General features: G+C 58.7%; 16 protein-coding genes and 4 pseudogenes. 11 read left to right on the top strand and 9 right to left on the bottom strand.

Going from position 1 to position 18,305, the window contains the following annotated elements:
• Positions 1-24: 24 nt before the first annotated feature.
• On the bottom strand, positions 25-348 hold the full coding sequence (locus tag ABIE33_RS31985) for a BufA1 family periplasmic bufferin-type metallophore (protein WP_429132548.1): 324 nt from the start codon (positions 346-348) through the stop codon (positions 25-27).
• Positions 349-647: 299 nt separating this feature from the next.
• Here ABIE33_RS31985 and ABIE33_RS31980 point away from each other — a divergent pair, with 299 nt between their 5' ends.
• The 4 genes and pseudogenes from ABIE33_RS31980 to ABIE33_RS31965 all read left to right on the top strand — a co-directional run.
• A complete protein-coding gene (locus tag ABIE33_RS31980) occupies positions 648-1,184 on the top strand; it encodes a sigma-70 family RNA polymerase sigma factor (protein WP_429132547.1) in 537 nt (178 codons plus the stop codon).
• 1 nt (position 1,185) lies between these two features.
• Positions 1,186-1,824, top strand: coding sequence for an NrsF family protein (locus tag ABIE33_RS31975; RefSeq protein ID WP_429132546.1), 639 nt, complete (start codon positions 1,186-1,188; stop codon positions 1,822-1,824).
• Positions 1,825-1,883: 59 nt separating this feature from the next.
• Positions 1,884-2,262 (top strand): annotated as a pseudogene (locus tag ABIE33_RS31970) (LysR family transcriptional regulator); the annotation flags it as partial.
• 124 nt (positions 2,263-2,386) lie between these two features.
• Positions 2,387-2,860 (top strand): annotated as a pseudogene (locus ABIE33_RS31965) (IS110 family transposase); the annotation flags it as partial.
• Positions 2,861-3,158: 298 nt separating this feature from the next.
• Here ABIE33_RS31965 and ABIE33_RS31960 read toward each other — a convergent pair.
• The 6 genes from ABIE33_RS31960 to ABIE33_RS31935 all read right to left on the bottom strand — a co-directional run bounded on the left by ABIE33_RS31960 (position 3,159) and on the right by ABIE33_RS31935 (position 10,069).
• Positions 3,159-3,950 carry a DUF1194 domain-containing protein gene (locus ABIE33_RS31960; protein WP_429132545.1) on the bottom strand — a complete coding sequence of 264 codons (792 nt, stop codon included), beginning with the start codon at positions 3,948-3,950 and terminating at the stop codon, positions 3,159-3,161.
• Between the two features lie 534 nt (positions 3,951-4,484).
• Positions 4,485-6,005, bottom strand: coding sequence for a phosphonate ABC transporter, permease protein PhnE (gene phnE / locus ABIE33_RS31955; protein WP_429132612.1), 1,521 nt, complete (start codon positions 6,003-6,005; stop codon positions 4,485-4,487).
• Between the two features lie 2 nt (positions 6,006-6,007).
• The gene (phnE, locus tag ABIE33_RS31950) at positions 6,008-6,970 is read right to left on the bottom strand and encodes a phosphonate ABC transporter, permease protein PhnE (protein ID WP_429132543.1); all 963 of its coding nucleotides are present in this window, start codon (positions 6,968-6,970) and stop codon (positions 6,008-6,010) included.
• A gap of 84 nt (positions 6,971-7,054) precedes the next feature.
• Entirely contained in the window at positions 7,055-7,960 is a 906-nt protein-coding gene (phnD, locus tag ABIE33_RS31945; RefSeq protein WP_429132542.1) for a phosphonate ABC transporter substrate-binding protein, read from the bottom strand.
• Between the two features lie 83 nt (positions 7,961-8,043).
• Positions 8,044-8,901 carry a phosphonate ABC transporter ATP-binding protein gene (gene phnC / locus ABIE33_RS31940; RefSeq protein WP_429132540.1) on the bottom strand — a complete coding sequence of 286 codons (858 nt, stop codon included), beginning with the start codon at positions 8,899-8,901 and terminating at the stop codon, positions 8,044-8,046.
• 226 nt (positions 8,902-9,127) lie between these two features.
• On the bottom strand, positions 9,128-10,069 hold the full coding sequence (locus ABIE33_RS31935) for a DUF3644 domain-containing protein (RefSeq protein ID WP_429132538.1): 942 nt from the start codon (positions 10,067-10,069) through the stop codon (positions 9,128-9,130).
• A 208-nt stretch (positions 10,070-10,277) separates the two neighbouring features.
• Between ABIE33_RS31935 and ABIE33_RS31930 the strand changes: the two genes are divergently transcribed.
• The 7 genes from ABIE33_RS31930 to ABIE33_RS31900 all read left to right on the top strand — a co-directional run bounded on the left by ABIE33_RS31930 (position 10,278) and on the right by ABIE33_RS31900 (position 17,066).
• A complete protein-coding gene (locus ABIE33_RS31930) occupies positions 10,278-11,315 on the top strand; it encodes a PstS family phosphate ABC transporter substrate-binding protein (RefSeq protein ID WP_429132536.1) in 1,038 nt (345 codons plus the stop codon).
• A 65-nt stretch (positions 11,316-11,380) separates the two neighbouring features.
• Positions 11,381-12,751: a phosphate ABC transporter permease subunit PstC gene (gene pstC, locus ABIE33_RS31925; protein ID WP_429132534.1), complete on the top strand. Its 1,371-nt coding sequence runs from the start codon at positions 11,381-11,383 to the stop codon at positions 12,749-12,751.
• Positions 12,751-14,049, top strand: a complete 1,299-nt coding sequence (pstA, locus tag ABIE33_RS31920; protein WP_429132533.1) for a phosphate ABC transporter permease PstA — start codon at positions 12,751-12,753, stop codon at positions 14,047-14,049. The genes pstC and pstA overlap by 1 nt, the downstream gene beginning before the upstream one ends.
• A gap of 11 nt (positions 14,050-14,060) precedes the next feature.
• The gene (gene pstB / locus ABIE33_RS31915) at positions 14,061-14,876 is read left to right on the top strand and encodes a phosphate ABC transporter ATP-binding protein PstB (RefSeq protein ID WP_429132531.1); all 816 of its coding nucleotides are present in this window, start codon (positions 14,061-14,063) and stop codon (positions 14,874-14,876) included.
• A 45-nt stretch (positions 14,877-14,921) separates the two neighbouring features.
• Positions 14,922-15,626, top strand: a complete 705-nt coding sequence (phoU, locus tag ABIE33_RS31910) for a phosphate signaling complex protein PhoU (RefSeq protein WP_429132529.1) — start codon at positions 14,922-14,924, stop codon at positions 15,624-15,626.
• Positions 15,627-15,677: 51 nt separating this feature from the next.
• On the top strand, positions 15,678-16,364 hold the full coding sequence (gene phoB / locus ABIE33_RS31905) for a phosphate regulon transcriptional regulator PhoB (protein ID WP_429132527.1): 687 nt from the start codon (positions 15,678-15,680) through the stop codon (positions 16,362-16,364).
• 15 nt (positions 16,365-16,379) lie between these two features.
• On the top strand, positions 16,380-17,066 hold the full coding sequence (locus ABIE33_RS31900) for a winged helix-turn-helix domain-containing protein (RefSeq protein ID WP_429132525.1): 687 nt from the start codon (positions 16,380-16,382) through the stop codon (positions 17,064-17,066).
• Here ABIE33_RS31900 and ABIE33_RS31895 read toward each other — a convergent pair.
• Positions 17,063-17,674: pseudogene (locus tag ABIE33_RS31895) on the bottom strand (hypothetical protein). The gene ABIE33_RS31900 and the pseudogene ABIE33_RS31895 overlap by 4 nt on opposite strands.
• A gap of 123 nt (positions 17,675-17,797) precedes the next feature.
• Positions 17,798-18,208: pseudogene (locus tag ABIE33_RS31890) on the bottom strand (ATP-binding protein); the annotation flags it as partial.
• Positions 18,209-18,305: the final 97 nt, after the last annotated feature.

The raw sequence follows: 18,305 nt of genomic DNA, 5'->3' as shown, positions 1-18,305 counted from the left end.
TCCACTTTCCGGTGTGCGATGGACTTAAGAGGGAAGATCGCGCGACAGCGCTTCAGACGAGCCCTTGCGACCGTCGGGCAGCTCCATCGTCGCGCAGGTGCCGCCATCGACGAATTTCCAGGAGTTACCCTGATAATCGACCGTCGAGGTCGCCTGGCAGGTAGTGCCGGGGCCGGCGGCGCAGTCGTTTTGGCCCTTGAGCGCGACGCCGAAGCATTTCTCCTTGCCGGCATCCATCGCAGCCTTGACCTGCTCCTCTGTGAGCGGGGCAGCGAACGCAAACGACGACACCGCAGCCGCCACGGCGCCTGCCAGCATCGCCGCGTTGATCGTGGATTTCGTGGACATGACGTCTCTCCAATTTGAGGTCCCGTGCGGCTTATGATCAAGGCCACACGAAGCTTCATTCGCCGCCAAAGGGAGATATGTTACATTTCCCCGTCGACACGCTTTCGTGAACCCATAGCTGTCCCGGATCACCATGGTTGTGAATTGACTTGCTCGAAGATCATGAGCGTGATCGGCCTTCGTAGAGTGGAGCGGGACGCGGGCACTGCCGCATTTTTCTCCCACCGCGACGGCGGCGAAATTTAACGAGCGGAAATGTAACAAAACGGCGGGGACCATCGAATTGGGAGGAAGGACGGTTGAGCGATGTGGACGACCGGGATATCGCCCGGCTTCTCCGCGCGGCGCTTGAAGGCGACGAGCGGGCTTATGGCGACTTCCTGCACAAAGCAGCAGCTCTGATCCGCGCGTGGGCGCGGCGGAGGACAACGTTTTCCGGACTGGATCCGGAAGATGTCGTCCAGGAAACGTTGTTGGCGATCCATGTGAAGCGGCACACCTGGCGCAGCGACGGTCCGGTGGCGCCATGGCTTTATGCGATCGCCAGGCACAAGCTTGTCGATGCCTTCCGGCGTCAGGGCCGCCACCCTCGGATTGAAATCAGCGAGGTGGAAGGCAGGCTCGCGTTCGAGGCGGCGGAAACGGTCAGGGATTGGGAGATCGGCCGCGCGCTTGAAACGCTGACCCCCGGCCAGCGTTCGGTCGTCACCGCAATATCGGTCGAGGGTCGAACCATAGCTGAGGCAGCCAGAAGCCTCGACATGAATGAAACCGCAGTTCGCGTCGCGCTTCACCGCGGCCTTGCTGCCATCGCCCGGCGATTTGGACGAAACTGACATGGAAACAGACGAACTCATCAAGGCTCTTGCGGCAGACACAAGGCGAAGCGACATTTCGATGGCCGGCGCCTGGTCCGGCGCCGGTCTTGCCGCCGTTGTCGCCGCCGCCATTGTCTTCTTCATCCTGCTCGGACCGAGGACGGATATTGCGGACGCCACACAGACGGTTCGCTTCCTTTTCAAGTTCGTGGTGACGATTGCGCTTTCCGCGAGCGCCTACGGCCTCTTGCGTGTTCTGTCACGACCGGAAGCCGACATGCGTTGGTCGCTGCCGCGATTGGCGGTTGCGCCGGCGCTGCTGGTGGCGGGTATCGCTGCGGAACTTGTCGTCTCGTCGCCGGGCACATGGTCGGCGAAGCTCATCGGGACGAACAGCCTTGTGTGCCTGACCTACATTCCGCTGATCGGCATCGGTCCGCTTGCGTTCCTGCTGTTGGCGCTGCGTTACGGCGCTCCGTCTCACCCCTCGCTTGCGGGTGCAATGGCAGGCCTGATGGCCGGTGGCATTGCCGCGACTTTCTATGCTGCTCATTGCACGGACGATTCACCGCTGTTCGTGGCGATCTGGTATACGATCGCCATTGCGGTTCTCACTCTCCTTGGCGCCGTCGGCGCGTATCGTTTCGTGCGTTGGTGACCGCGGCAAATTGATGTCTCGCGGCGCTCCGTTGCCGTCTTTCACGATCATCACTTTGGCTCCGCTCTCTGGTGAACGGCCACATCAATCTCGGCTCCATCCGCCCAGTCGAAAACATCGGCTCGCTCAGATTCTTGTCGATCGCGCATGAGCGCTACCTTCTGGCGGGGGAGAACAACAGCGCGCTGCCTGCGAAGCGAGATCGGCATCGAGGATCTGAAGGGGGAGAAGATCATCTCTTTCTCGCGCCAGAACCTGTCGCACACCGAGCGCTATTTCACTGAAAAGTTCGAAGAGCACTACCTTGCAAAGAGCGTTGCCTACACCTGCGGCGACTTCAGGATCGGGCTCGGGGTCGCCTGATCCAAGGAGGACCCGACGGCGGCCAGAGACGATATCATTGACATTGCTTGGTCGTTGGTAAGGCAGGGCAGATGAGGTATTCGGGTTGAGCCTCATCTTCCGATACCGGTGGATTGTAGAAAGGAGGTGCTGCGCTTCGAGCGATGATAAAACGTGTCTTGTTTTGCAACAGCCACAAGCATCGGAAAGGAAGCGCAGCATGAAACACTATAGCGGCCTCGACGTTTCGGTGAAAGAGACGTCCATTTGCATCGTTGATGAAACAGGCAGGATTTGCCGCGAGATCAAGGCGGTCAGCCATCCCGACGACCTGGTGGCCGTGTTGCGAGATCCTGCCTGGAACCTGGACAGGATCGGTCTTGAGGTCGGCCCTCTATCGCAATAGCTGTTCGAAGGCCTTGCTAGGGCCGGGCTACCGGTAACCTGCATCGAAACTCGCCATACCAAGGCATTTCTCAAGGCACAGCCGAACAAGAGCGATCGCAACGACGCCCGTGGCATCGCCCAGATGATGCGCGTCAATCTGTTCCGGCCGGTGTATGTGAAGACGCTGATCAGCCAGAAGTGCCGCGCCTTGCTGACGGCTCGCAAATTGTCGCAGGAGAAGGCAATTGCCATTGAAAACGACATCCGCGGCCTGTTGCGCAATTTTGGACGAAAGGTAGGGATTGTCTTGTATCGACTGCTGCAAGCGATCAGGACGCCGGTGCAGATTGTTCTGCTTCATTCTTCTGACCCCATGGTGGGAGGGCCTGCAAGGCTGATCCCGGAGAGAAGCAAGACCCCGCGATGGATTCCTTATGACGGCGAAGGAGCTCGAAGATGCTTGACCTCGACCCGCCGAATAGAGAAGGTGAGGGCAGGGGGCATGCCGCTTGCCACGTGCCCTTGCAGCCAATGTGTGCTTTCCTCTTGCTTCAGAAAAGCCGGTTGGCTCTGATGCGGCCTCGCATGAGCTGAACCTAGCGCTCCTAACGGTCCAGTTCAGGATAGACCCGGTCTACGAAACCGGGCCGGAGCTTTTCACCTATCAGACAATCTGTAGCGGCTTCATCCGCTGCAAGCTGAAAATGCTCCGCGTGCATGCGCCCGCTCACTTCCAAAATCAGCTTCTGACGGATGGCGACGCCGAAGTCCTCCGGCTCGTGCACGGCAAGCACGAAGGAACCCGCTCCGCCAATGACGCAGTCACCGTAATACTGGTCCAGAGGCCCGAACGAGATAGAGGGCCGGATCATGATGGCAAGTCCATTGATGACGATGCCGCGCGCCAGGGTATTGGCACGGGCGGTCGTAACCGGCAGTCCGAAGTTGTTCGGCCCATCGCCAGATATGTCGAGAATCCTACGAGCGCCGGAGAATTTGTTCGACTCGATAAGCGCAGTCCCGAAGATGATCGCATTGGAGATCGAGGTTGCCCGCCGCGTACCGATCGGCCGAGCCTGGAGCTTGACAGCAAAGGCCTCTGCGTCTTCGGCATCATCGATCACATGCCAGGCGATGACGGAGTCCTCGTTTATCACCCCCGCCCATTCGAAATAACCGAGGGCTATCCGCCCTATATATCCACCTTTTACGGCATTCACAAAATCCGGATGCTTCAGCGCCTCGACATAGCCGGATCGTTGCACTCGCGCCTCCTCCACGTCCATCGAGCCCGAAATGTCGACGGCAAGTAGCAGTTCGACATCAACCTCCTCGGCCGCAGCCGCCTCTAGCGGGATTCCGCTGAACGCCAGGATCATTGCTAGGACTTTGAACATCGCTCGGCCTCGCTTTTGGATGAGACGCGCACATGGGCGGATTCCAAGTACCGCGCTCCGCAAAGAGCATTATTGTAGCGGCTCCCCTTGTCGTCGCAAAGCGGCCGAGGCCGAACTGAGTTCGCCAGAAAGAGAGCCGCAGTATCAGTCGTATGTGTCGCATGGGTCGAGCGGCGCGCGAACTGGCTCTCCAGCGTTACTGCCGGCGCCTGATACGCTGATTGACTCGTAACCCAGGTGGACCTGCGGTTCGACCGTCCTCAAGGCGACAGGATGTCGAATCCTATACATGCATCGCACCGCTGGATGTAACGGAGATTGAGCCGCGCGCTTGGAGTGTGGTGGGTTGATGCCGGGAATGGAGGTGAGGATATCCAGATTACCGATCAGGCAAGCTTCAACGAAGGTGCCACCTTGTCGTCTTAGGGGACTTCTCCAAGTCAACCTCCCACCTGCATGTGGTCCATGTCGATCAGATCAATCTTGGAATTTTGCGGCCGTCCAAAAGGCGTGTAACGATCACCATTGAATATCCTAACGTTGTAGGCCCGCCCCCATCAGCCGCGAACGCAGCGCATTCGAAATCCCATCGAAAATAAACACGACGAGCAAGATCAGCAGCACCATGTAGGCGACGTTCTCCCAGTCCGAATTTGTGCGCATTGCTTCCCACAATTTCAGACCAATACCGCCAGCTCCGACAGCCCCGATGATCGTTGCCGAACGGGTGTTTGACTCCCAGAAATAGAGTGACTGACTGGCGAAAACCGGCAGTACCTGTGGGAGAACCCCGAAGCGCTGCACGGCGAGCGGTGCTGCCCCGACCGACTTCACACCTTCCCTCTGCTTCTCGTCGATGTTCTCCAGCGCCTCCGAATAGAGCTTGCCGAAAGTACCCGTGTCGGTGAAGAAGATGGCTGAGATCCCTGCCAGCGGCCCAGGCCCGAAGGCACGGGTGAAGAACAAGGCCCAGATGAGCATGTCCACGGAACGCAGGAAGTCGAAGAACCTCTTCGAAACCTGGTTCACGACCCTATTCCGCGTAATGTTGCGCGCGGCAAGGAAGCAGAGTGGAAACGCCAGCAGCGAGGCGAACAGAGTTCCGACAAAGGCCATCACGATGGTCTGTAGGAGCTTCGTCCACACGTCGAGATGTTGCCATTCGGCGTTGTAGAGAATGTTGTTCCAAGCGAGTGCGAGGTTCGATCGCGTCGGGTCGAGCCGCTCGCCGCTCGTGATCAGTGCAAGCACTTCGCCTTTCGTCTTGCCGAAGAAGGGCGAGTTGGTGTCGAACACAAAGTTCGCCCAGCCGAAAAAGCGTCTGCGAATGCTGACCTCGTCGCCATCGATTTCGGCCCAACCCCTGGCTCCGAATGAGAGCGTAATCTTCTCTCCGGGTCTCTTCTGGACCGCCCAGGCGGGGAGGGTGCCATTCGGAATCGTCTTTGCAACGCCATCGACCGTAGCAACGAGAGTCTCGCCGGAATGGTTGACACTAACCTGTTTGTCCGCCACCTCGATAGACGTTCCTGCTCCCAGGGACACAACGGCCCTGGTGATCACTTCCTCGGAGCGGGAGGCGACGGCTTCGGCAACCGCGGGAGTATCGTTCCCCCCGTCAGCGCTCTTGGCCGGTGCAACCATGAAGCTGATCGTCGAGGACGGCTTGGGCGTGTTGGTTTGTGCTCGCGTGGTCGAAACGGTGCGCTGCACGGTCTCGGTTTCAAGCGTGACCCACTCAGGCGTTGGGTTGTGTCCAAGTGGCGAAAACCGACCATAGTCAATCTTCATGGTGCCGTCGGGCGCGATCTCCAGTTCCGGGCGAACTTCGTACGAGACCCAGTCGGCGAGATAACTACCCGCGATCGACCAATTCGCATTCCGCAGAACGTCACTGATCGAAAACATCCACCAGCAAAACACCAGATATAGGGCCGCGCCTGCCCAAATTGACAGAAGCCTCAATCGCTTGCCATTAGACTTCTCCAACAGGTCCTTGTGACGCGCTGCGATCGCATCCATCTCCTGGGGGTGCATTCTGTTCATGGATGTAATCCTTAGGAGACGGAGTTGAACGCCTGCTCGCCCACGAGGCGACGTCTGAGCCACGCCGAGAACTGGTCGACGGCAAAGATTGTCGTGAAGAGGAGTAGGACGATGGCAAGGGTCTTGGCCTCATGGCCCTGGCCGATCGAAAGCCGCAAGAGCTCGCCGATGCCGCCACCGCCGACCGCACCAATAATCGTCGAGGCGCGGACGTTGATTTCGAGGCGAAGCAGGAAGTAGCTCATGAAGTTGGGCATCACCTGAGGAACCACTCCGAACCAGACGCGCTCGACCCAGTTCGCCCCTGCCGCACGGAGTCCTTCCTCAGGCTTCATGTCGGCGTTCTCAACCACTTCAAAGAACATCTTTCCAAGCGCGCCGATGGTGTGGACCGAAACAGCGATGATGGCGGGTACGGCACCCAATGAAAGGATTGCCAGGAAAAAACCCGCGATCACAACTTCCGGAAACGCTCGCAGAATCTCCATGAAGCGACGCACCGGCCCGCGAACCCAAGGATTCGGCATGATGTTCTTCGCAGCGAGAAAACTCAGCAGGAAGCCAAACGCTAGGCCGATCAGGGTGGACAGGATCGCGATGTTTATCGTCTCGAGCATCTTGTGGAAGTATTCCGGAAGGTAGATGACCTCTGTGAGGTAAAGCCGGCCCTCGGGATAATTGTACTTGAAGCTGCCGTCGTCATAGGGCGAAGGCAGGTCGAACAGGGCGCGCACGACCTCAAATCCATCTCGGGGGACAAGATCTTCGGTGAAATCGAAAAAGTAGGGGAGGCGGTCGAAGAACTTGCCCGCGTTCGTCTCGTTCGCGAACCAGAGCGAAGCCGAGAGGGCAACGAGCAGAAGCGCGATGCCAAGCACGGTGTATGTGCGACGCCGTGCATTCAGTTCATGCCAATGGCGTTCCACGAGCTTTCCGCTCTCGCCGAGTGCAACATTGCCAATCGAGGACGCCATGGGTTCTCCGGGCTGCATGCCATGCTTAAAATGACGCCAGCCGGACCATTTCACATGTCCGGCTGACGAAGGTGAAGATGTGGCTTAGCCGCCGATTGTCGCCTTGCGGGCGTCGATGATCGGCTTGTAGAAATCAACGTTGACTTCGGTGTAGCCGGTGAAATCGCCGCCCTGGATCGCCGCGAAGCAGGCGGCATCGGTCTTCGGCAGGTCGACCATGAACTGCTTGAACTTGGCTTTCATGTCGTCGTTGAGCGACGTGCGCACAACGATCGGACCGTTCGGGATCAGCGGCGAGCGCCACAGCTCGACGAGGTCATCCATGTCCAGGATACCCTTGTCGACCATCTTCTTCAGGTTGCCCGAGGTATAGCCGTCCTTGAATTCACCAACACCCGATCCCCAGGTCGTGCCAGCGGCGAACGTACCCTTGACGACTTCGAGAACGAGGTTCTCGTGACCACCGCCGAAACCGGTCTCGCTGAAGTATTCCTTTACGGGGCCACCGAGCGATTCCGGCAGAGTGACGAGCGGGACCAGATAACCCGACGCCGAATCCGGATCGGCGAAACCGAGCTTCTTGCCCTTCATGTCCTCGAGCTTGGACATGCCCGAATCCTTGCGGGCGACCATGATCGAATAGTAACCGGTGGAGCCGTCGGTCTGAACGGTCGTCAGGATGGGCTCTACGGCATCAGCCTTGGCCAAGTACACCTTTGCGTACGCAGATGCACCAAGCTCTGCGTAGTCCAGCGTGCCGCCGAGTAGGCCCTGGACGACGCCGTCATAGTCAGCGGCCGGGTAGAAGGAAACCTTCTCGACGCCGATGGCAGCCGGAAGCTTCTCGCTCAGGCACTGGAAGTTCCGGAGACGGTCGGCTTCATTTTCGCCGCCAAGAATGCCGACGCGGAATTCCTTGAGGTCTTCGGCCTGGGCGTGGCCGACGAGTGCGAGCAGGGCGATAGAGCCCAGAAGAGCTTTCTTCAGCATAAATTTCTCCCGTTTTCCGGACGTGCCGGACGATTGTTGCATGTCTGCAGTTACCCTTGACGCGGGCGGTCGATCCCGGCTGGCTAGATGCCGGCCAGTGCCAACGGTTGCGGGCTGGCGGATTTCGAAGCGTGGAAACGGTGAGCGGCAGCTACCGTGCTTTCGATGCTGGTCGAGGTCATGGACTCATCGATTTCGCTGCCGTCGGTGGCTGAGCCGTAGATGGTCCGGACCGCTGCTGCGGTGAGCTCATCCGGGCGACCGTCGAACACGACTTGCCCGGCGGCCATGCCGATGATGCGTTCGCAGTAGCTACGAGCCGTATCCAGCGTGTGAAGATTGGTGATGACGGTGATGCCGTCACGCTCGTTGATATCGCGCAGAGCGTCCATGACGATCTTGGCGTTGAGTGGATCGAGCGAGGCGATCGGCTCGTCAGCGAGCAGAACTTTTGGCTGCTGCATCAGTGCGCGGGCGATGGCGACGCGCTGCTGTTGGCCACCGGAAAGCGTGCCGGCGGCCTGAAGCGCCGTCTGCTCGATGCCGAGGCGTTCCAGGGCGGCAATCGCCATGATGCGCTCTTCGCGGGTGAACATGTTCAAGATGCTGAGTACCGTCGAGCGATGGTTCAAACGGCCGAGCAGCACGTTGGTAAGGACGTCGAGGCGCGGCACGAGATTGAATTGCTGGAAGATCATCGCGCAGTCACGTTGCCATTCGCGAAGAGCGCCGCCCTTGAGTGTCGATACCTTGCGCCCGGTAAAATGGATATCGCCGTCGCTCGGATCGACCAGGCGGTTGATCATCCGAAGAAGAGTAGATTTGCCCGCGCCCGATCGGCCGATGATACCCACCATCTGTCCTTGCGGGATCTGGATATCGACTGAATTGACGGCCGCATGTTTTCCGAAGCGCCGTGTCACCGATTTGAGTTCGAGCATCTTGGTCCCCATCGTGCTTGACGTGGACGGGTCTCTAGGCCGTGCGGATGACGACGGAGTGTCAGTTTTGTGTAGTTTTCATTAAACTGCGCATACCTTAGAACATTGCTACAACCACGCGGCCAGAAGGTGCATGAGAGCTTCCCATTCTGGCGCGCTTGTGCTCACGCGTCGGGCTCGTTGAACAGATCTGCGTCTTTCAGGGCATAATGCGGGTCGAAATGCTTCACGATATTGGGGTTATAGAATCGTTCGTCGGATCCAGGTAGCGCTCGAAGCACAGCTTCTTATCTTTTTCGAGTGGCTTACGCACGGCGTGATAATCGGCGTTCTGTTTGAAATCGCCGTATCGTTTCTTCAGCTTTTCCGTCAGCGTAATGTAATCCCAGGCGAACGCCTGGGGCACCTTGTCGTCCTCGACGGACAGGGTCAGGTCCGGATCATCGCCAACGATTGTCGCCTTGACTGCGTCGTCAGCCTTCTTCTTGATCAGATCGAACTGCACCCGAACCGCGAAGGCAAACTCTGACGGGCCGTCCGGGAGCGCCGCTTCGGCCGACTTCATATGGGCGAGAAATCGCGTCACCGCCGCCGAGGCCTTCTTCGCGATGGCGTCGACTTCGTTCTGGTCCAGGTTAAACGAGATTGGGATCGAGGCGATATTCAGGTCGGAAAAACTGACCGAGAACCATTTCTGTATCGCTATCACGTAGTTTTTGGCAGAAGCCAGCGAGATCTCGACGAGCAGTTTGCTCAACAGTGGATTATCATTGATAAAGTGAGTGGCGCTGTCACGGATTTCCAACAACGCTTCGATGTTCTGAATGCAGTGTTGGTCGATACGGTTGACGGTGTAGCCAGCTACGATACCGCAACTCTTATCCAGACTGATCGTGAGTGGTGAACCCGTTCTTGTCGTTTTCACTTCGCGAAACTTACTCGTCGTACCGTCTTTCCGCTTCTTGTTGCGATATTCATAGAGGCTTGCCGCCTTACCTCCGCTCGCCTGCATGATGCGCGCTTTGAGAAGCAGCTCCCAAGCATTGATCATGAGGATGGCAAACGCTTCCTCTCGATAATGGCAGGAGGCTCGGTTATAGGTTTCGATGGCGGCCACACAGGCCGCCCGTGACTTGTCGACAAGTTTGTAATAGCCTGCGCGCCTCATGGTCTAATTCCTCCGTGTTGAGAAGCTAGCGTGCAACCCGCAACATGCGGTTAACCAGGCACCTAAGCAGCGATCAGCCGCTCCCTTCTTTCCCTCTGCGATTGCAGGGTCTTGGATGTGAAATAAATCTGTCACAAAACTGTTATGTGCAGGGGCTAAAGGGGTGGCGACGCCGAAGCGTCAATCCGAATTTCACGGGAGATGATCCATGAAGAAGTATCTAGGAAGCTGCGCGCTCGTCGCAATCATGCTTGGCACTGCTGGCGTCGCTGTAGCTCGCGATCAGGTGAAGGTTGTCGGTTCGTCGACGGTATTCCCTTATTCGCAGGCCGTTGCTGAAGAGTTCGCCAACAAGTCGGGCAAAACCGCTCCGGTCGTTGAATCGACTGGCACCGGCGGCGGCTTCAAGGCTTTCTGCGGTGGCATTGGCGAGGATTTCGCTGACGTGACGGGCGCTTCGCGCGCTATCAAGGACTCTGAAGTCAAGCTCTGCGCCGACAATGGCGTCACTGACATCACCGAAGCCATGATCGGCTACGATGGTCTTTCGATCGCTGTTTCGCGTGCAAACACCACCGACTGGAACCTGACCGAAGAGCAGATTTTCGAGGCGCTTGCCGCAGAACTTCCGGACGGCAAGGGCGGCTTCGTCGCCAACCCGAACAAGAAGTGGTCGGACATCGACGCTTCGCTTCCGGCGACCAACATTGTAGCCTTCGGCCCTCCGCCGACTTCCGGTACGCGCGACGCGTTCGTTGAGCTCGTCATGCACGATGGCTGCAAGGATCTGGCCGGCATGGCCGATCTGAAGAAGGCCGACGAGAAGAAGTGGACGGAAGTCTGCTCGCGCATGCGCCAGGACGGTCCGTTCGTTGAGGCCGGCGAAAACGACAACCTGATCGTACAGCGTCTTGAATCGGATCCGAACTCGGTCGGCATCTTCGGCTACTCGTTCCTTTACGAGAACTCGGACAAACTCAAGGACGTCAAGGTCAACGGCGTTGAGGTGACGTTCGAAACGATCGCCGATGGCTCCTATCCGGTCGCGCGTCCGCTGTTCGTCTACGTCAAGAACGCTCACCGCGACGTTATCCCCGGCATGAAGGAATTCCTCGAGGAGTTCGTTTCCGACGCGGCCCTGGGTTCGGATGGCTACCTTGCCGAGCGCGGTCTGACGCCGCTTGACGATGCCAAGCGCGCCGACGTCCAGAAGGCCGTGCTGGAAGCAAAGAAGCTCGGTTCGTAACTTCAGGCATTGGGGCTGGCTGTCGCTTATGGTAGCCAGCCCCGTCTTTTGATCTGGGGGCTGAGATGTCCGGGTATTTGTTAATCACTTTGGCGCTTGCAGCGCTGGTCATGACTTTTGTCGGCTCCGCGCGGGCACGCGCGACGCAGAGCGGTGCTTCTGAAAAAACCCATTCCAGGCCTATCTATCATGGCCTGAACGCCGCGATCTGGACCGGGGTTCCGGCTTTTATTTTCTTCCTGTTGTGGCTCGTCGGGCAGAGCAGCGTAATCAACCAACTGGTGATCGCCAGCTTCCCCGGTTCCGAAAACCTGGATGCAACGGCGCGCTCGCTTATTTTGAGCGAAGTCCGGCAGGTGGCCGCCGGAAACATCTTCAAAGAGCCGACCCCTGAGATCCAGGCTGCGGTCGCGCACCTGAAATCACTCCAGCAACTTTCCTCGGTCGCCATTATCGCGGTCGTCGCGGCAGCCATGGCCATTGGCGCATTCCTGGGATACCGGGTGATTGGCAATCGCTTCCGGGCCCGCCACAGCGTCGAGCGCTCCGTCACATACTTCATGATGTTTTCGTCGTTGGTCGCGATTGTCACCACGCTCGGCATCATCTCCTCGCTCGTCTTTGAAGCGATCCAGTTCTTTTCAAAAGTGCCGGTCACGGAATTTCTCTTCGGTCTCCGTTGGGAGCCGCAGATCGCCATCCGCGCCGATCAGGTCGCGGGGCAGGGCGCTTTCGGTGTCATACCGGTCCTCTTCGGAACCTTCGTGATTTCCGGGATTGCGATGATCGTCGCTGTTCCGACTGGAATCCTGTCAGCGATCTACCTGACGGAGTACTCCGACAAGCGCTTCCGCGCTGTCGTAAAGCCGCTCCTTGAGATTTTGGCCGGCGTACCGACCGTCGTTTACGGCTTCTTCGCGGTTCTCACGGTTGCTCCCGCGGTCCGTAGCCTCGGCTTGAGCCTTGGGATCGATGCTTCGCCGAACAGCGCGCTGGCTGCCGGTGCGGTCATGGGTGTCATGATCATCCCGTTCATTTCTTCACTGTCGGACGACGCATTGGCATCCGTTCCGCGTGCCATGCGCGAGGGCTCCTATGCACTCGGTGCGACGAAGGGTGAGACGATCCGCAAGGTTCTGCTTCCGGCTGCGCTTCCTGGCATTGTCGGTGGTGTTCTGCTGGCGCTGAGCCGTGCCGTCGGCGAAACCATGATCGTCGTCATGGCCGCGGGCCTCATTGCCAAGATGACCGTCAATCCCTTCGATGCGGTAACCACGGTGACCGTGCAGATCGTCACGCTTCTGATCGGCGACTCCGAGTTCGATAACCCGAAGACTCTCGCAGCCTTTGCGCTTGGCCTGATCCTCTTCATCGTGACGCTCATCCTGAACCTCATCGCTCTGCGCACCGTGCGGAAGTACCGGGAGAAATACTGATGTCCAGCTCAGCTCTTGCCGAGACCATGCCTGGTGCTGGTGTGAACTGGCATTCCGATGAGATGAAGGCCCGCCGCAAGGCGCGCTACGCGGCCGATCGACGGCTCCAGATCTACGGAATGATTGCGATCGCGTTCGCGCTCGGCTTCCTGGCTATCTTGGTCGGGTCGCTCACATTCACCGGCCACAAGGCCTTCACACAGACTGTCGCGACGGTCGAGATCAATCTCGCCGATGCCAAGGTCGATCCGGCGAATATCGGCGAGGCCGATTGGCGCGGCATCGTCCGTGATGCTCTGCGTGCGCAGTTGCCCGATTTGTCGCGTAGCGATGAACGCAAGTTCTTCGAATTGTTCACCTCCTCGGGGCAGTTTCTCGTGCGGGACGCTGTCGTCGCTGATCCGAGCCGCCTGAAGGGAACGAGCACGTTCAGGATCCCGATGGCAGACCCGGTCGACCAGTTGGCCAAGGGTGAGATCCGTCGCGACGTTCCCGAGGGGCAGCGACGCATCAACGATAAGCAGATCGGCATGTATGATCAGCTCGTGTCGAAGGGCATCATTTCGACGCCGTTCAACTGGGGGCTCTTCTTCAACGCCGACAGTCGCTTCCCGGAACTGGCAGGCCTTGCTGGCGCAATTTCGGGATCGTTCTGGTCGTTGCTCGTGTGCTTCGCAATTAGCTTCCCCATTGGCATCGCCGCCGCGATCTACCTCGAGGAGTTCGCACCGAAGAACAGGTTCACCGACCTGATCGAAGTGAACATCAACAACCTGGCTGCCGTTCCATCCGTCGTCTTCGGTCTTCTCGGACTTGCCGTGTTCCTGGGCTGGCTCGGTCTTCCGCGTTCGGCTCCGTTGGTGGGCGGCTTGGTACTGGCTCTGATGACGCTTCCCACGCTGATCATCGTGACCCGCGTATCGTTGAAGTCAGTGCCGTCATCGATCCGCGAGGCAGCGCTTGGAATCGGTGCCTCGAAACATGAGGCGATCTTCCACCACATCCTGCCGCTCGCGATGCCGACCGTGATGACGGGAAGCATCATTTCGCTGGCACGTGCTCTTGGGGAAACCGCCCCGCTTCTGTTGATCGGCATGAATGCCTTTATCACGAGCCCGCCAGACGGTGTCTTCGCTGCCTCCACTGCATTGCCGACACAGATCTACATCTGGGCCGATAGCCCGGAACGTGGTTTCGTGTCGCGCACCTCCGCTGCAATCCTGGTTCTGTTGGCATTCCTCGTGCTGATGAACGGGATCGCGATTTTCCTGAGACAGCGTTTCGAACGCCGCTGGTAGGAGTAAAAGAGATGAACATTATGTCCGAAGCAGCAGTTGAGAAGGCGCTGGATCAAAAGATGAGCGACCCACACTTCAAAATGGTCGGAAAGGACGTGTCCGTCTATTACGGCGAGAAACGCGCGCTCTTCGACGTTAACCTCAATGTCCGCAAGAACACGGTGACTGCGCTGATCGGCCCCTCCGGCTGCGGCAAGTCGACGTTCCTGCGCACGTTGAACCGAATGAACGACACGATCGAAGGCTGCCGAGTAACCGGCTCGATCACCCTCGATCAGTCGGACGTCTACGATCCGTCCGTAGACGTTGTGGAGCTGCGTGCCCGTGTCGGCATGGTGTTCCAGAAGCCGAACCCGTTCCCGAAATCGATCTACGAGAACATCGCCTACGGTCCCCGCATCCACGGCCTTTCACGTAACAAGTCCGATATGGACGAAATCGTCGAAAAGAGCCTTCAGAAGGCTGGTTTGTGGAATGAGGTCAAGGATCGTCTGCACGAGCCGGGTACCGGTCTCTCCGGCGGCCAGCAGCAGCGCCTTTGCATCGCTCGTGCCGTGGCGGTCGGCCCGGAAGTCATCCTGATGGATGAGCCCTGTTCGGCGCTCGATCCGATCGCGACCGCAAAGGTTGAGGAACTGATCCACGAGCTGAGGATGAACTTCACCATCGTCATCGTCACCCACTCGATGCAGCAGGCAGCGCGCGTTTCGCAGCGCACCGCCATGTTCCATCTCGGCAATCTCGTCGAGGAAAACGATACCGACAAGATGTTCACCAATCCGGATGACCAGCGAACCCAGGACTACATCATGGGCCGCTTCGGCTAAGAGCCGGCTGATTGGAAACAGAACATCTCCCTCGAGGAATTGAACATGTCTCACGCACATATCATGACAGCCTTCGATGAAGAGCTGAAGTATCTGACGCGCCGCATCTCCGAGATGGGCGGCATTGCCGAGCAGATGGTGGGCGAATCCGTCCGCGCGCTCGTCAATTCCGACCTCGCACTGGCGCAGAAGGTGATCTCCGACGACGTCATTCTCGACGAAGCCGAACGCCAGATCGGCGAAAAGGCGATCGTAACCATTGCCAAGCGTCAGCCGGTTGCCTCCGACCTGCGCGAAATCATGGGATCGATCCGCATCGCGGCCGATCTGGAGCGCGTCGGCGACCTCGGCAAGAACAACGCCAAGCGCGTGATTGCCGTTGCCGGTTCCGGCATCCCGCGCAAGCTGGCGCGTGGTCTCGAACACCTGGCCGAGCTTGCGCTCGTGCAGCTCAAGGAAGTCCTCGACGTCTACGCCTCCCGCTCGCCGGAGAAGGCCAACAGCATTCGCGAGCGCGACGAGGAGATCGACGCGATCTACACCTCGCTGTTCCGCGAACTGCTCACCTACATGATGGAAGATCCGCGCAACATCACGCCCTGCACGCACCTTCTGTTCTGCGCCAAGAACATCGAGCGCATCGGCGACCACGCGACCAACATCGCAGAGACGATCTACTATATGACGACCGGCTCACAGCCCGAAGGCGAACGCCCGAAGGATGACACCACGACTTCAGTAGGAGCGTGAGCCTATAGCTCGCGCCTTCAGTGCAAGTTGGCATCACGGAGTATTAGCTGAATGCTACCCAGAATCGCTGTAGTCGAAGACGAAGAGGCGCTGAGTGTCCTGCTGCGTTACAACCTTGAAGCCGAGGGCTTCGATGTCGACACGATCCTGCGCGGGGACGAGGCGGAGATCCGCCTGCAGGAGCGCCTGCCGGATCTCCTGATTCTTGACTGGATGCTGCCGGGCGTCTCCGGCATCGAACTGTGCCGACGGTTGCGCCAGCGCCCGGAAACCGAGCGCCTGCCGATCATCATGCTGACGGCGCGCGGCGAGGAAAGCGAACGGGTCCGCGGGTTGGCGACGGGAGCAGACGACTACGTCGTCAAACCGTTCTCGACGCCGGAGCTTATGGCTCGCGTTAAGGCGATGCTCCGTCGCGCGAAACCGGAAGTGTTGCACTCGATCCTGAAATCGGGCGACATCGAACTCGACCGTGAAACTCATCGCGTGCATCGCCGCACGCGGGAGGTCAGGCTTGGGCCGACAGAGTTCCGGCTTCTGGAGTTCTTCATGGTTTCTCCGGGGCGGGTCTTTTCAAGGGCGCAACTCCTTGATGGCGTGTGGGGGCACGACATCTATGTCGACGAGCGCACCGTGGACGTTCATGTAGGACGGCTACGCAAGGCGTTGAACTTTTCGAGCATGCCGGACGTGATCCGAACTGTACGTGGGGCAGGATATTCGCTGGAAGCACAGTAAGGGAGTGAAGACTGGATGGGAGCGCGAATTCTTGTCGTCGAGGATGATGAGCCACTACGCCTGATACTGGAACACAGCCTACGCATTGAAGGCTTCACGGTTGAGGGACTGACGCGCGGAGATGACGTCCAAGTGCGACTAGAGAAGTCAATCCCCGACGTCCTGGTGCTCGACTGGACACTGGCAGGCGTGTCCGGCATCGACCTTTGCCGTCGCTTGCGAACTCTTCCGGAAACGATAACGCTGCCGATAGTGCTGCTGACAGATATCGCGGACGAGGACGAACGCATCGCGGGTCTTGCTGCGGGTGCCGATGACTGCCTGGTCAAGCCGTTTTCGACAACCGAATTCGTCGTCCGGGTCAAGAACTTGCTGCGCCGGATGAACCCGGCAGTCCTTGGCCACACGATCAAGGTGGGTGATCTTACGCTCGACCGCTCCTCACACAGGGTTCACCGACAGAAGCGCGAAGTGAGGCTGGGACCAACCGAGTTCAAGCTCCTGGAGTTCCTGATGAGGTCCCCAGGCAAGGTCTACTCCCGGTCGGAACTTAGAGCTTCGCTTTGGGGCGACGACGCCACCGTCGATGAACGGGTGATCGATGTCCACATAGGCCGGCTGCGCAAAGGCATCGGTTTCGGCAAAGCCGACAAGGTTATCCGCACCGTGCGGGGCGCGGGATACGCACTGAGTGACTATTAGGACAGCCGGACTATTCCAATTCCGTCAGTAGGCCGAGGGAACCACAGCGTCGAAGAGTGGGTACTGAACACCCAGTTCCAACCCGATACGGCGGCCAGACTGCCCGCTTGGACATCCTCTCCGGCCCTGCGGATGTTTTCACCGCTCCTGCACCTATGGCTGGTGAGAATGGTGTCGCGTATTCGAGTGCATCTTTCATTGATCAAAACGGCATCGAAACCGGCAGGAATGGCCGCACCTGTATTGATCGCCACGGTCTCCCCGGGCCGCGATTGCACGGACCCGATATCGCTTCCGGCCGCAACCGACGAGGCGACGTTCAGGGATCAGGGGCCGGGTCCGACGAAATCAGTTGTTCGAACGGCATATCCGTCCATGGCCGAGTGATCGAACCAAGGAAGGTCTGCGGGAGCCGCGATCGGTTTGGCGAGGATCCGTGCAGTCGCCTCCAGGAGGTGGATGCTTTCGCTTTCCAGAATCGCGCGAGAGGCATGGACTGCTGCAAGCCGCGCTTCATCGACGGACAGGCTCGTTTTCGCCTGATGCTCGCCGCCGCATCCTACCTCCGACTTGCCGGCCGTTCCCGAAAGATCTGGGTTTGCATTCATTCGTGCCTCCGATTTGTCTGCGGATTTCGGTAAATCGGGACAGTCATTTCAGCAAGTCGCCGACAAGCGTTTCGCTAAGTCGCGGACAACGGGTGCGATCGAATTCCGGTTGCCTGGTTGCTGTTACGGGTGATTGATTTCGGTTATTTCGCCGCCGGTCAAGAGCGTCGGCGTTTTTTGTTTCCGCATGCTGTCGCCTTCGAGCGTTATGCGGTGTGCGTTGTGAACAATACGGTCCAAAATCGCATCGGCTAAAGTGGCCTCTCCGATCATTTCGTGCCAGGCAGCCACGGGAAGCTGAGCCGTGATCAGGGTCGATTTCCGCCGATATCGTTCCTCGAAGATTTCCAGCAGATCGAGGCGCTGTCGATCGTTCAAGGTGTGTGTTCCCCAGTCATCCAGCACCAGCAAGTGAACGCGTGCAAGCTTATCGACGAGGCGCGGAAAGCGTCCATCCAGCCTGGCAAGTGCGAGGTCCTCAAACAGCCGCGGCATACGAACGTAGAGGACTGAGTAGTCGAGGCGGGCCGCCTGTCGTGCGGATTCCAGGAATTAACCGGACGGGGTTCCGATTAATATCCGGACAGCGTTCCGATCTGAAGCCGGACAGCATTCCAATCAATTACCGGAC

Source organism: Ensifer sp. 4252, assembly GCF_050434565.1.
GTDB lineage: Bacteria > Pseudomonadota > Alphaproteobacteria > Rhizobiales > Rhizobiaceae > Ensifer.
This window is presented reverse-complemented; position numbering and strand designations above follow the sequence as displayed.

Coding starts and splice junctions, on each gene's coding strand:
- ABIE33_RS31985 (WP_429132548.1), bottom strand. CDS start 348: ATGTCCACGAAATCCACGATCAACGCGGCGATGCTGGCAGGCGCCGTG.
- ABIE33_RS31975 (WP_429132546.1), top strand. CDS start 1,186: ATGGAAACAGACGAACTCATCAAGGCTCTTGCGGCAGACACAAGGCGA.
- ABIE33_RS31960 (WP_429132545.1), bottom strand. CDS start 3,950: ATGTTCAAAGTCCTAGCAATGATCCTGGCGTTCAGCGGAATCCCGCTA.
- phnE (WP_429132543.1), bottom strand. CDS start 6,970: ATGGCGTCCTCGATTGGCAATGTTGCACTCGGCGAGAGCGGAAAGCTC.
- phnD (WP_429132542.1), bottom strand. CDS start 7,960: ATGCTGAAGAAAGCTCTTCTGGGCTCTATCGCCCTGCTCGCACTCGTC.
- phnC (WP_429132540.1), bottom strand. CDS start 8,901: ATGCTCGAACTCAAATCGGTGACACGGCGCTTCGGAAAACATGCGGCC.
- ABIE33_RS31935 (WP_429132538.1), bottom strand. CDS start 10,069: ATGAGGCGCGCAGGCTATTACAAACTTGTCGACAAGTCACGGGCGGCC.
- ABIE33_RS31930 (WP_429132536.1), top strand. CDS start 10,278: ATGAAGAAGTATCTAGGAAGCTGCGCGCTCGTCGCAATCATGCTTGGC.
- pstC (WP_429132534.1), top strand. CDS start 11,381: ATGTCCGGGTATTTGTTAATCACTTTGGCGCTTGCAGCGCTGGTCATG.
- pstA (WP_429132533.1), top strand. CDS start 12,751: ATGTCCAGCTCAGCTCTTGCCGAGACCATGCCTGGTGCTGGTGTGAAC.
- pstB (WP_429132531.1), top strand. CDS start 14,061: ATGAACATTATGTCCGAAGCAGCAGTTGAGAAGGCGCTGGATCAAAAG.
- phoU (WP_429132529.1), top strand. CDS start 14,922: ATGTCTCACGCACATATCATGACAGCCTTCGATGAAGAGCTGAAGTAT.
- phoB (WP_429132527.1), top strand. CDS start 15,678: ATGCTACCCAGAATCGCTGTAGTCGAAGACGAAGAGGCGCTGAGTGTC.
- ABIE33_RS31900 (WP_429132525.1), top strand. CDS start 16,380: ATGGGAGCGCGAATTCTTGTCGTCGAGGATGATGAGCCACTACGCCTG.